Origin of the sequence: Streptosporangium sp. NBC_01469, from assembly GCF_036227305.1 — a bacterium.
GTDB lineage: Bacteria > Actinomycetota > Actinomycetes > Streptosporangiales > Streptosporangiaceae > Streptosporangium.
In genome coordinates, this window is the sequence record NZ_CP109465.1 from 3,756,019 (window position 1) to 3,769,193 (window position 13,175).

5 protein-coding genes are annotated in these 13,175 nt (G+C 69.2%); 1 reads left to right on the top strand and 4 read right to left on the bottom strand.

Features of this window, described 5'->3' with window-relative positions; translation table 11 throughout:
* Positions 1-16: 16 nt before the first annotated feature.
* The 4 genes from OG587_RS16980 to OG587_RS16995 all read right to left on the bottom strand — a co-directional run bounded on the left by OG587_RS16980 (position 17) and on the right by OG587_RS16995 (position 12,350).
* Complete coding sequence (locus OG587_RS16980; RefSeq protein ID WP_329091393.1) at positions 17-5,827, bottom strand: ThuA domain-containing protein; 5,811 nt, start codon at positions 5,825-5,827, stop codon at positions 17-19.
* A 123-nt stretch (positions 5,828-5,950) separates the two neighbouring features.
* Positions 5,951-7,231, bottom strand: coding sequence for an ROK family transcriptional regulator (locus tag OG587_RS16985; protein WP_329091395.1), 1,281 nt, complete (start codon positions 7,229-7,231; stop codon positions 5,951-5,953).
* A gap of 739 nt (positions 7,232-7,970) precedes the next feature.
* Positions 7,971-10,385, bottom strand: a complete 2,415-nt coding sequence (locus tag OG587_RS16990) for a hypothetical protein (RefSeq protein WP_329091396.1) — start codon at positions 10,383-10,385, stop codon at positions 7,971-7,973.
* A gap of 531 nt (positions 10,386-10,916) precedes the next feature.
* Positions 10,917-12,350 (bottom strand): MFS transporter, encoded by a 1,434-nt coding sequence (locus tag OG587_RS16995; protein ID WP_329091399.1) that lies wholly within the window; start codon positions 12,348-12,350, stop codon positions 10,917-10,919.
* Positions 12,351-12,410: 60 nt separating this feature from the next.
* On the opposite strand from OG587_RS16995, the gene OG587_RS17000 reads away from it, so the two are divergent.
* A complete protein-coding gene (locus OG587_RS17000; RefSeq protein WP_329091401.1) occupies positions 12,411-13,031 on the top strand; it encodes a TetR/AcrR family transcriptional regulator in 621 nt (206 codons plus the stop codon).
* Positions 13,032-13,175: the final 144 nt, after the last annotated feature.

The following is a 13,175-nucleotide window of genomic DNA, read 5'->3' on the forward strand; positions in this document are numbered from 1 at the left end:
GGGGCCGTGGCCCCACTTACACGGGCGTGCCGCCGTTCGCGACGATCAGGGCGTTGGCGTCACGCAGGAACGTGGCCTTCACCGTCGCGTTGGAGACGATCTTCGGGTCGTTGACCGCTTCGATGAAGCGCTCAAGCTTCTTGACGATCTTCTTCTTGTCGCGCTCGCGCTCCTTGTCCTCGGACACCATGACCTTGGAGATCTTGTCCTGGAGCTTCGCGGCGCCGGTGGCCGACAGCTGCCCGGCCGCCTCGAACCGCTCGATCAGGGCGGAGATCTCGTCGGTCGAGGTGACCGTCTTGAACGCGACCGACTGCTCGTACGTGCCGCCGGACTCGGTCTCGACGGTGACGGTGAGCGTGTGCTCGCCCAGGGCCAGCTTGTGGAGCTGCTGGACGGTCCCGGACGTGAACGGCTGGCCGTCCAGCTTGCCGGTCACGGTCTTGATCCCGGCTCCGGCGACCTCCCAGGCGATGGTCAGGTCCTGGCTGTCGCCGTACTCGGTGCCGTCCGCGACACCGGAGATGAGGATGGTGGGCTGGGTGCCCCCCTCCTCGATCTTGATGGTCGCGGCCTTGGTCTCCTCGACGTTGCCGGCCTTGTCGGTGGCGCGGTAGCGCAGCTCGTGGTCGCCGACACCGGTGACGTTGACCGTCGTGGTGTAGGGCGTCCAGTCGCCGCTGTCGAGGGCGTACTCGATCTTCTCCACGCCGGACGTCGCGTCCGCCGCGGCGAGGGTCACCGGCACGGTGTTCTGCCCGACCGGGAGGAAGTCCGCGGTCGTGGTGGGCGCGGTCGCGTCGACCTTGACGGCGAGCGTCTTGGTCGCCTCGACGTTGCCCGCCTTGTCGACGGAACGGTACGCCAGGGTGTGGTTACCGTCACCGGTGATGACCACCGGCTCCAGGTACGTGGTCCAGGCGCCGTTGTCGAGCTGGAACTCGGTCTTGTCAACGCCGCTGCCCTGCGCCTCGTCGGCGCCGGCCAGCGTGACCAGGATCAGGCTGTTGAACCACCCGTTCGCCGGCTGGGCCGGGTCGGGGGTGGCCGTGGTCGTCGGCGCGGTCGAGTCGGCCGTTCCGCCACCGTTGAGGCGGAAGTAGTCGAACTTGACCGTCTTGGACGCCTGCTGCGCGGTGCCGATGGTGTAGACACCGATCTTGCCGGTGCCGACGGCGGTGTTGGTCACCGCCTGCGCGAACTCGGTCCACGTGGTGCCGTCGGCGGAGTAGGAACCCTTGAAGCTGGTTCCCTCCTTCTTCAGGCGGAGGTGCCAGACGCCCTGGGTGAGCGAGCCGACCTGCGGCTGCGGGTCCTGGACGATTCCGGCGACCTCGCTGCGCAGCTCGATCCGCCGCGACACCGCGGAACCCGCGGTGTTGTCGACGACGTAGTCGAGCTTCACGTAGTCGTCGTCACCGGTGTAGAGGATCAGGCCGCCCTGCTGGTACTGCTCGTTGAGCGCCGACCCGTCGACCTTCGTCTCCAGCGTCCAGTCGCCGCTCGGCGCCGTCTGCAGGATGAAGTTCTTCGGTGCGGTGTTGCCGGTCCCGAAGATGTCGCCGGTCTGGGTGTCGATCTCCAGGTTGCCGCCGGTCACCCGGGCGGCGGAGGAGTCGCCACGGACGATCGCGTTCCAGCGGCAGGCGTCCAGGGACGTGCCGTTGAACTCGTCGCTCGGCTCCGCCGTACCGGCGGTGTCGTCGGGCGAGATGTGGAACCAGTCGAACGCGGCGTCGATGACCGGCTTGCTGGTACCGGTGCTCGCGAACGAGATGAGACCGATGCGCGGGTTGGTGATCCCGGCCAGCGCCTTGGTCTCCGGCATGGCGGTGAAGGTGGTGCCGTCAGCCGAGTAATGAGCGGTGAGGTTGGTGCCGTCGCTCATGAACCGGACGTAGTAGGTGTCGGGGAAGGCGTTACCGAGGTTGGCGGTGTTGCTCGCCGCCACTTCGTTCGGCACGCCGTTCTCTTCCCGGATGAACTGGAAGATACGAGCGGCGTGGTCGGGGGTGGCACTCCGGCCCTGGAGCACCATCTTGGCGTAGTTGTTGTCGTCGCCGTACACGACCAGGCCAGCCTGCTGGTACTGCTGGCTGGCGGCCATCGTCACCTTGGTGGTGGCGGTCCAGGCGCCCTGCGGCAGCGGCTGCACCGTGATGTTGGTCACGGTTCCGGCGCCGGTGTTGTAGATCTCGGTCAATGACGTCGGCAGGATGAGCTTGCCGTCCGCCACCCTCAGGTTCTGGTCCTCACGGACGACCGACCAGCGGTCGCGGTCCAGAGAGGTGCCCAGGAAGTCGTCGGAACGACCGGTGAAGCAGGTGGTGCTCGGCGGGTCCACCTTGATGGAGACCGTCTTGCTCGTCGAGGCACCCTTGGTGTCGGTCACGGTCACCGTGGCGGTGTACGTGCCGGGCGCGGTGTAGGTGTGGCTCGCGTTGGCGGTGGTCGGCTCCGGCGAGCCGTTCACGCCGAAGTTCCACTTGTAGGTGAGCGGGGTGTTGTTGTCGGGGTCGGTGGCGGTCGAGGTGAAGTCGACCTTCAGCGGGGCGACGCCCGTGGTCGGGGTCGCCGCCACGGTCACCGTCGGGCGCTGGTTGTCGGTGGCGCCCTGGCCGATGAAGTCGACCCAGTTGAAGTTGAGCAGGTAGGCGTCGTTGGCCGCGCTCGCCGGCTTGCGCACGATGAAGAACAGCGGGCCGGTCGTCGCCGGGACGTTGGTCAGGTCGACCGTGATGTCCTGGAATGTCTGCCAGCCGCCGGTCGGCGTGATGTCGACCGAGCCCACCAGGGTCCCGGTGTCGGCGTTGCCCGTCTTGATCTGCACGGTGCCGCCGGCGCCGCCGGAGGAGACCCGGAACCGGACCTTGGAGATGCCGCCCAGGTTGATCGGGGTGTAGGACCAGTAGTCGCCGTCATTGGTGAAGCCGATGTTCTGGGCGCCACCCTGGGGGTCGGTGGTCGTCTCGGTCTGGACGCCGGGGGTGTCGGTGCCCGTGCCGTTCGCGACCCGGCCGGTCGCCGAGAAGTGCTCGGCCTGCTTGCGCTTGGGCTGGAGGATGACCTCGCCCCGCCCGGTCAGCGACTGGGCGCCTCCCGAGCCGCCCTTGTCGGCGTAGGTGGCCTCAAGGATGTAGAACAGGTTGTCGTCGATGCCGTGGCCGCTGTCGGACAGCGTCTGGATGGTGCCCTCACAGCCCTCGTGCTGGTCGAGCGGGTGACCGTGGCTGTCGTGGCCCAGGTACGCCTGGATCTTGACGTCGTCACAGTCGATCGTGCCGTCCTCGGCGTCGGTGACGACGATCTTGTAGTTCACCTGGTCGCCGAACTCGAAGAACGCGCCGTTCGGCGGCAGTTCGAGGGTGACCACCGGACGGGTGTTGCCCGCCGTGATCGGCACGTTCGCCGTGCCGGTGAGACCGTCGGGGTTGCTGACGGTCAGGACCACGCTGTACTGCCCGGCCTCGGTGAAGGTGTGCGAGGGGTTGGCTTCGGTCGAGTCGGTGGTGTCGTCGCCGTCGAAGTCCCACGCGTAGGTGAGCGGCTTGCCGTCAGGGTCGCTCGATCCCTGGCTGGAGAACTGCACGGTCAGCGGGGCCGGACCGTCGGTCTTGTCCGCGGAGACGCGGGCGACCGGCGGGCGGGTGCCCTTGGCGTACTCGATGCGGTAGATGCCGGAGTCGGCGTTGTCGCCGCCGAAGCCGGAGCCCCACTCGATCAGGTACAGCGCGCCGTCGGGACCGAACTTGATGTCCATGGGGCGCTTGAAGCTCAGGGAGCTCAGGATCTGGTTGATCTTGATCTGGGCGTTGCCGGCCTCGTTGAGCTGGAACGAGAACATCTTGTTCGTGTTCCACTCGCCGAAGATCGCCTTGCCGTCCCAGTAGGCCGGCCACTTGACGGGCGACTGCAGGTCGGCGTCGTAGCGGTAGACCGGGCCCGCCATCGGCGCGCCGCCGTTGAGCTCCGGGAAGGAGTTCGGGTTGGTGGCGCTGGTGTACGGGATCGACGCCGCGATCGCCGGGGGCAGCGTGGTCAGGCCGGTGTTGTTGGGCGAGTTGTTCACCGGTGCGGCGCAGTTGAACGCCGAGCCCGACGTGCTGGTGGCGAAGTTGTAGTCGATGTACGGCGTGTTGTCGCCCACGCAGAACGGCCAGCCGTAGTTGCCCGGCTTGCTGACCAGGTTCCACTCGACGGTGCCCCGCGGACCGCGGGTGGCGCTCGCGGCGCCGGAGTCGGGTCCGTAGTCGGCCACCATCGGGAAGCCGGTCTTCGGGTCCAGGCCCATGCGGAACGGGTTACGGAAGCCCATGGCGTAGATCTCGGGCTTGGTCTTGTCCGTGCCCGGGGGGAACAGGTTCCCGGTCGGCACGGTGTAGGTGCCGTCGTCCTGCGGGGTGATGCGCAGCAGCTTGCCGCTCAGGTCGTTGGTGCTGCCCGAGGTGCGCTGCGCGTCCCACGAGGACCGGCCCGCCTGCTCGTCGATCGGCGTGTAGCCGTCCGAGGCGAACGGGTTGGTGTTGTCACCGGTGGCCAGCCACAGGTCGCCGGTCTTGTGGTCCATCATCATGCCGCCACCGTGGTGGCAGCACTCGGCCCGCTGCACCGGCACGTTGAGAACGACCTTCTCGCTGGAGAAGTCGAGCACGTCGCCGTTGACCGTGAACCGGCTCAGCCGGTCGACGTTCTGGCCCGTCGGCGAGTAGAAGAGGTACAGCCAGTTGTTGGTGGCGAAGTTCCGGTCCAGCGCCAGGCCGAGCAGGCCGCTCTCGTTGGCGGTGAACACGTTCAGGCGACCGGCGGTCACGGTCGAGCCGGTGGTCTTGATGATCTTGACGTCGCCCAGGCGGTCGATGTAGAAGACCCGCCCGTCCTTGGCGATGTCGGTCATCATCGGGTTCGCCGTGTTGTCGTCGAGGGTGACCTTCTCGAAGCTGCCGCTCTGCGAGGCAGAGCAGTCGGCCTTCTCGGCGCCCGCGGCGGTCTTGATCCCGCCGAGGAGCATCTTGGTGAAGTTCGGCTCGGCGAAGCTCTCCTTGGTGTGGCCGAGGCCGGTGTACCAGGAGCGTCCGCCGTCGTAGTCCTGGCACCAGGAGATCGGGTGGTCGATGCCCTGCGTGGAGCCGGTGTAGGACTTCTGGTTCATCGACTGCAACACGTGCACGCTGTTGCGCGGGTTGGCCTGGAAGTCGTACCACTCGTCGACGCGGGTCCACGAGGTCGGCAGGTGCGAGGTCGACGGGTGGGCGAGGTCCTCGGTGAGGACCGTGGCCTGCTGGGTCGCCGGGTGCGACTTGAAGTACGCGCCGACGAGCTTGCCGTACCACTCCCAGTTGTAGCCGCTGTCAGAGGCCGCGTGGATGCCGGCGAAGCCGCCGCCGCCCTGGATGTAGCGCTCGAAGGCGGCCTTCTGGTCCGGCGTGGTGATGGGGTCGCCGGTCGTGGACATGAAGATGACGGCCTGGTACTGCGCCAGGTTGGCGTCGGTGAACTGGGCGCTGTCCTCGGTCGTGTCGACCGCGAAGTTGTTCTCCAGGCCGAGCTTCTGGACGGCGGCGATTCCCTCGGGAATCGAGTCGTGCCGGAAGCCGCTGGTCTTGGAGAAGACCAGGACCTTGAAGTCGGGGTCGGCGGCGTTCGCCGACGACGCCAGGGCCTTGGTGTCGGAGGCTGCGTTCGCCGGCGACGCCATAAGTGTGAAGACGGGCATCAGGGGCACGACGAGGGCCAGGGCCACCGTCGCCGCCGTCCGGCGTAGAGAGGGGGTTTCGGTTATTGGCAGGATCTTTGAGAGCCTGGCCCACGTTCGAGAACGTGGTGACATGGGGTAATTCCTTCCCTGACTGGGGGGTGTCAGGCAAAGCGCGCGCCGCCGCACTGGTGCCAATTGCCACATGAGGTTGGGTACTGCGACTGGAGGGTGCCGCCTCCAGGCTTTTGGGGCCTGTCAGATAGCTGACAGGCGGGGTAAGGGATCCATGATCATGGTCGGGTGGTCGATGAGCCGGTTGACCACCATGCTCGCGGCGCCCCGTGAGGCGGCGCCGAAGCCGAGGTTGGAGGCGACGAACCGGCATTGGTTGGCGGAGCTGGCCACGACCAGGCGTTCCAGCTCCGCCTGGGCGTGGGGCAGCAGCCATTCGGCGAGGGTGGCGAAGTAGCCGCCGACGACGATCACCCGCGGGTTGAACAGGTTGGCCAGGATCGAGCCGCCGAGCCCGAGCCACCGCCCCACCTGCGCGACCGCGTCCATCATCTGGCGGTCACCCGCGGCCAATCCTCTGGCGATCTCCGTCGCGCGCTCCTCGGGATCGGACACCGGCTGGTCGGCCGGTTGGTACGCCTGGTCGGGCATGGCCATCCGTACCAGCGCGGCCAGTCCCACCTTGGTCTCCCAGCACCCGTGCCGCCCGCAGCCGCAGCGGGCGCCGGCCGGGTCGACCGGCAGGTGCCCGACCTCGCCGGAGAAGCCGTCCGCGCCACGGAGCAGCTTGCCGTCGACGAAGATGCCGCCGCCCACGCCGACCTCGCCGGTCAGATAGACGAGGTGGGGGGTGCCGGCGGCGACGCCGGAGGTGTGCTCGGCCACGGCCGCGAGGTTGGCGTCGTTGTCCACCGACACTGGAACGCTCCACGGGCTGAGTGCCGCCGACAGCCGTGCCGCCAGCGGCAGGTCGCGCCAGCCCAGGTTGGGCGCGAACGTGACGACGCCACGCGCCACGTCGACCAGGCCGGGGAGTGCCACCCCGAGGCCGGCCGGGACGGCCTCGGCCCGCTTCATCGTCTCGACGGCCTCCAGGGCCATCTGGCTGAGCACGCGCAGGGCGCGGTCCGGCCCGCCGGCTATCGTGTCGAAGCCGACCCGGCGCTCCACCAGGACCCGGCCGCTGAGGTCGGACCCGTGAACCGAGATGTAGTCAACGTTGATCTCCAGACCCAGCGCGCCGACATGTGCGCCGTGCAGGGCCAGGGGTCGCCGGGGACGGCCGATCGCGCCGACGTGCTCCGTGTCGACCTCCCGGACCAGTTGCCGGTCGAGCAGCTCGGACACCAGGTTGGAGACCGTGGCCCGGTGCAGGCCGGTCACCTCCGCGATGTCGGCCCGGGACTGGGAGACGTGGTCACGCAGGTGGCGCAGGACCAGCGAGAGGTTCGTCTGGCGCACCATGGGAGAGCTGGTCGGCAAGGCGGTGCCGGCCGCGTACGTGGCGTTGTGCTCCTGGGTCACGCGAGTCACCGCCTTTCGTTTGTCTCAGCAATCAACTAATGAGGTTTGTAACACGCACGTGTCCGGTGTGCACCTTGTTGCGAGGTAACGAGTTGACATCTTCGAATATGCGCAGGTAGATGGCATGCGCACTCTGTTGCTGGAACGTTACATTTGCGCTTTTTGTCTTTTCTGGGCCGGGGCCCCCTCCCCGGCGCCGCCGGGAGCGGCCCACGGCATCGTCGAGGGGGCCGGCGCCAGGGGGCAGGCTGCGAACGGCCGCGGGCGGGACCGCGCGGCGCCCGGCGCGCCGGGATACGCGAGCGTCCTGGCGTCTCCCGGAGGCTCGCCCGCCGAGCGGACGGGAATTTCCCGGGCACGCGTATCCCGGATCGAGCACGGCCGAATCGGCGGCCTGGACATTCTCCGCGCGGGGAGAACCACCGGAGGTGGTGGCCGGCTTCGGGGACCGCTTCGTGAAAGTCGCCCGGCCTTTGGTTCCCTACCGCTTCGAACCCGTCGCATAGGGCTTGAGCTGGGGGTTGTCCAAAGCGGGATTCAGGATTCCCGGTCGTCGCCCCACCGGCGCGCAAGACGGCCGAGCCCGGAGGAGCATGTCAACCACGCAGACACCCCCGCCGACGAGCCTCATTGGCTCGTCGGCGGGGGTGGCGGCCGTCGTGTTCACCGCCGGACGGGGCCCGGACAGCCCGCGGATCCTGCGGCGACGGGTACGGCCGGTGAGCCGTACCCGTCGAGATCAGAGCGCGTCGTCGTCGGTGACGATGAGGCGGGTGAAGCCACCCCCGATCGTCGCGTTCGTCGGCACGGACGCGACCACCTGGTACGACTGTTCGGCGGTCGCGGGTGTGGTGTCGCCCGCGATCGGCACCTGGAAGGTGGCCGACCTCGCCCCGACGGGGATGACGACCTGCTGGGCCAGCGCCGTGATCACCGGTGCGGTGCCGGCGGCGATCGACTGGACGTTGACCGTCACCGGCTTCTTGCTCCGCCCCGACAGCGTCAGCGTCATGGTGGCGGCGCCGGGGCCGTCGCCCTCGGGGACGGTGAGACCCTGGAGCGAGACCTGCGGCAGCTCGTCCAGCTCGGCCTTGCCCACGCGGACGTCGGAGAACGCGAGGTCGCCCAGGTACACGCCGCCGGTCGGGCTCGCGCCGGTGACGCGGACCTCCCGTACGTCACGCAGGTCGACCTCGTCGAGGGACGACATCGGGACGCGCACCGTCCGCAGCCACGTCTTGGGGAGCGGCGAGGTCGTGCCGGGGAACGGTGTGAGGGCGTCACTCACGCCGGAGACCAGCACGGTGCCGGTCGTGCCGCGACCGTCGACGACGGTGACCGCCAGGTCGACGTTCCCCGTGGCGCTCTCGTCGAGGGCGGCGCGGAAGGTCAGCGCGTCGTAGCCGTTGACGTTCCGCGACCCCTCGGGCAGCGGGACGCTCACCTCGCCGGTGGTGTCGGTCCAGGCGAACCGCAGGACCGGCGTGGCGGTGACGTTCCCGGCGTACGTCGCGGGTGTCCAGGACGGCGCCTGCGACGTGGTCAGCCTGGTGGCGCAGGTGGGCACGCCGCTCTGCGGCGAGCGGTCCAGCATGCCGGCGCAGATCACGCCGGTCGCCGCCCCCGAGACCGTGAAGGACGACGACGGCGACGTGAAGGGAGCCACGTCGAGGCGCTTGTCGGCCTCGGCCTGCGCGACCGTGTGGACGACCGCGCGCCCGGCGGACGCCGGAACAGCGCCGCTGCCGTCGAACAGCGGGAGCAGCTCGTGCTCCCCGCCCTGGACGAGACGGAAGAACCCGGCGATGTACGCCGTGCCCACCGCGTACTGCTCGGCCGGGGTCAGCCGGCCGGGGGCGGCGGTGCTGCCGCACACCGGGTCGTTCCGGTTGCTCCAGTCATCGGACGCCGGCGCGACGGCCACGCCCGGTGTCCACTCGGTGTTGAAGAAGTTGTGGTTCGTTCCCATGATCATGAGCGAGGAGCGGAACGCCTCGTCCTTCTCGAAGGCGTACAGGGAGTCGTCGTAGAAGTGCTGGCCCTGCTGGTTGGAGACGTCCCCGTCGCAGTACGGCAGGAAGACGGACATCGGGATGTTGGGCAGGGTCGCACGGGCGAAGTCGGTGGGCGCGAGCGGGAGGACCGCCCTGATCCCGTACGGCTTGGGACGCCCGGCGTTGAGCAGCGCCGCCTTGACGACACCCTCACCCCCGCGTGAGTGACCCATCAGGCCGATGTCGTCCATGTCGAGACGGTCCTTGAAGAGCTCGACGAGCTTGTCGTCGCCCGTCCCCTTCACCGCGTCGGCGAGCAGGTCGAGGTGGCGCATGACGACCTCGCCGCGCGCGAGCGCGCCCCGGTCCTCGCTGAACGGGTTGTCGGCGGCGTTGACGCCGTTGGCGCTGACCGACACGACGGCGTACCCGTGGCCGGCGAGCACGTCGGCGGGGCCGTCGTACCCGGTGAAGCTGAGGATCGGCTGCTGCCCGGCCGGGCACGGCCAGGTGCTGTTCGACGTCTGGCGCGTGACGGGGTTGTAGCACGCCGAGTGGCGGCCGTGCTGGAAGACGACCAGGGGAAGCCTGCCGGTGGCCTCCTTCGGCAGGTACACCTTCGCGCGGATCTCGGCCTGCCTGCCGCCGAGGCCCGCCAGGGTGATGGCGGTGTCACCGAGGTCGTACTCGTCGTGGACGACGGTGTAGCGCCCGGGGGACGCCGGGTCGATCGGGAGAGGAGGGGTGCCCGGCCTCTTCTGCCGGTTAGGCGCCGGTTCGGGGGCGATCCTCGCGGTGGGGGCGGCCTCCGAGGGGACCTCCCCGTTCCAGGCCACGTCGACGGACGCCGCCGAGGAGACCTTGGGGTCGGACGTGGTGATCGTCAGGGTCGTGCCGTCCGGCGACTCCACGGCGGGGCCGAGCGAGGTGCCGTTGACGGCGAGTTCCGGGATGGCGTCCCGTACCGGGAGCGGCTCGGCGAGCTGGAGTGTGATCTTGTAGCCACTCTCCACGGTCTCGACCGACCAGGCGCCGTCCTCACCGGTTCCCGATACGGGTGGGTCGGCGTGGGCGGGTCCGGCGAAGAGCATCGTGGAGACGACTACGGCGGTCACGGCTCCGGCGAGCGTCCGTGTCCTGGCCTGCGCGTGCAAGCGCATGTTTTTCCCTTCGAGCGCAATGCCCCAGCGGTGCTTACGTCCGCTATTGGTGGGGTTTTTGCATGTACACCCGAATCAGATCGCGCATGATCGCCCGCAAGGGTTACGGGGTTTTTGCGAGTCTGTAAATGACATTTGGGGATGACCGCTGGCAAACCGTTCGCCAGGTCCGCGCCGGAGCCCGGACCGGTTCGTGCCAAGCGACACGAGAGTGGGTCAGAGCCCGAAAGTCAGTAAGTCACGTAGATCCGCGTAGGCGGCGACACGTGTTGCGTGCGGAGAAACCGCCGGCGTCCGCGCCGCCCAGGCCGATCATCCCGCCCAGCATGCCCACCGCCGGCGAGGAAGCCCGGTGGCGCCGAGCGCACCGCGCCGGTGGGCGCGCGGTGGTCGTGGCGGTACTTCTTCGCCCTGCCTGAGCTTCCCGGAGGGCTGCGATCCCTGGGAGATCCGGGTATCGTCCACGACGATGACCTCGATGGCTGATCAGCCAGGACCGTTATGGGACGGCACCCCGCGTTCGGCGGCGTCTCATCGGCGGGTGCCGGCTCGGCCGGGTGTCAGGACGGCGGCCGGCAGGGCCGCGGCGCCTGCGGCGACCGCGGCGAGGATGAAGCCGTTGGTGAACCCGGACAGTGTGCCCCCGGTGAGGCTCGCCGCTGCGACGCTGGAGATGGCAGCGGCTCCGATGGAGGCGCCGAACTCGTGGAAGGTGCTGACGATGCCGGAGGCGATGCCGGATTCGTGCGGGGCCACCTGGCCCAGGGCGGTCGCGGAGGCGACGACGAACATCGCGCCGGTCCCGGCGGCTGCGACCGCCGTGCCCGCCACCACGGTCATCGGGTGCAACGACAGGGCGGGCACGGCCATGCCGATCGCGGTGGCGAGCAGCCCGGCCACCGCCGGCCGGCGCGCTCCGGCCCGGGCGATGAGCCGGCCGGTGAGGTTGGCGCCGAGCATCGTCGCCACCGCGACCGGCAGGAACAGCAGACCGGTCTGCAAAGCGCCGTATCCCTGCGCGTGCTGGAAGTAGAAGGTGCCGAGGAAGAACACCGCGATCAGCAGCGCCGTCGCCATCAGGATGAGGAACGTGCCGGTGGCCACCGGGCGCCGGACCAGCAGCGTGAGGTCCATCAGGGGAGATTTGGCGGTCTTCTGCCTGGCCACGAACGCCAGGTAGCCGATCACGGCCGCGAGCACGAGCCCCCCGGTCGCGGCGGTGAGCCACCCGTGGTCTCCGGCGCCGGTGATCGCGTAGATCAGCGCGCCGGACGAAGCGGTGACCAGCAGCGCGCCGAGCACATCGAGCCGGGGCCGGGGCGCGGCCACGGGTCGGTGCGGCAGCATCCGGGCCAGAGCGGCGAGGATCACCAGCCCGATGGGGACGTTGACGAAGAAGACCCATGGCCAGCCCGGGCCGGCGGTGAGCAGCCCGCCCAGCAGCACGCCGAGGGCCGCGCCCCCGCCGCCGAGCGCGGACCAGACACCGAGTGCCCTGTTCCGCTCGTCACCCTCGAACAGGTTCACCACCAGTGACAGGGCTGAGGGGGACAGCAGCGCGGCGCCGAGTCCTTGGGCGACGCGGCCACCCAGCAGCATGGCGGCGGAGTCGGCGAACCCGGTCACCAATGACGCCGCCGTGAAGATCGCCAAGCCGGCGAGGACCACCCGCCTGGCCCCGATCAAGTCGGCGAGCCGTCCGCCCAGCAGCATCAGGCCGCCGAACGTCAAGGTGTAGGCGGTGACCGTCCACGCCACCGCCTGGCGGCTCAGGCCCAGGTCGGTCTCGATGTGTGGCAGCGCGATGGCCACGACGGTGATGTCGAGGATCAGCATCAGCTGGGCCACCCCGAGGAAGGCCAGGATGCGCCATCGCAATGGATGGGGCGAACTGCTTTGCGGGGGTGTCTTGTTGATCTCCTGCTGTGTCATCCAGGACCTCCGGCCGGTAACTCGTATGTTCATATACGACTTCTGGTTCCGGCACGGTAACACATACATGCCCGTACGAGTTAGGGTGGTGGCATGCCTACCGCCGCTGCTGGTCCGCGTCGGCGCGCGGACGCCGAACGCAGCATCGCCCGTATCGTCTCCGCGGCACGCACGTGCCTGAGCGGTGATCCGAATGCGAGCGTCGACGACATCGCCAAGGCCGCCGGCGTGGGCCGGATGACGCTCTACGGCCACTTCCGCACGCGGCCGGAACTCGTCGAGGCCGCGCTGGTCGACGCAATGCACGCCGGTGAGGAGGCGCTGTCGGCCGTCGACCTCACCGGCGACGCACGAGAGGCCCTGTCCCGGTTGCTCGACTCCAGTTGGTCCCTCGTGGCCGAGTCCATGGCATTGCTGGCCGCTGCCCAGAAAGTCCTTCCCGCCGAACGTATCCGTGAGCTGCACGCCGCCCCCGCGCAACGTGTCGGAGAGCTCATCCGCCGTGGTCAGAACGACGGTGTGTTCCGCGTCGACCTGCCGATCACCTGGCTGATCAATGTCCTGCACTACATCCTCAAAGGCGCCGCGGAGGAGAATCGCGCTGGACGCATGGAGACCGGGGAGGTCTCCCGCGTCGTCATCGCGACGGTGCAGTCGCTCCTACGGCCGGCTGGCGCGCTCACGGAGGGTTGGCCCCGGCCACCGAGCAGGTGAGCGAGGCGACTTGGAGGCATCTCCCGGGAGACGGCCTCTCGGAGGCGGTGCGACAGGTGCTCCGGCGACACCGCCGGCAGCGGTCTCGCCCATGCGAGCCGCGAGTGAGCCACGGGTGAACCACGAGCGAGCCGTGAATGAGCC

What these genes read in the sequence shown, in the direction of transcription:
- OG587_RS16995 (WP_329091399.1), bottom strand. Translation starts at nt 12,350, where the DNA reads ATGAACATACGAGTTACCGGCCGGAGGTCCTGGATGACACAGCAGGAG.
- OG587_RS16980 (WP_329091393.1), bottom strand. Translation starts at nt 5,827, where the DNA reads ATGTCACCACGTTCTCGAACGTGGGCCAGGCTCTCAAAGATCCTGCCA.
- OG587_RS16990 (WP_329091396.1), bottom strand. Translation starts at nt 10,385, where the DNA reads ATGCGCTTGCACGCGCAGGCCAGGACACGGACGCTCGCCGGAGCCGTG.
- OG587_RS17000 (WP_329091401.1), top strand. Translation starts at nt 12,411, where the DNA reads ATGCCTACCGCCGCTGCTGGTCCGCGTCGGCGCGCGGACGCCGAACGC.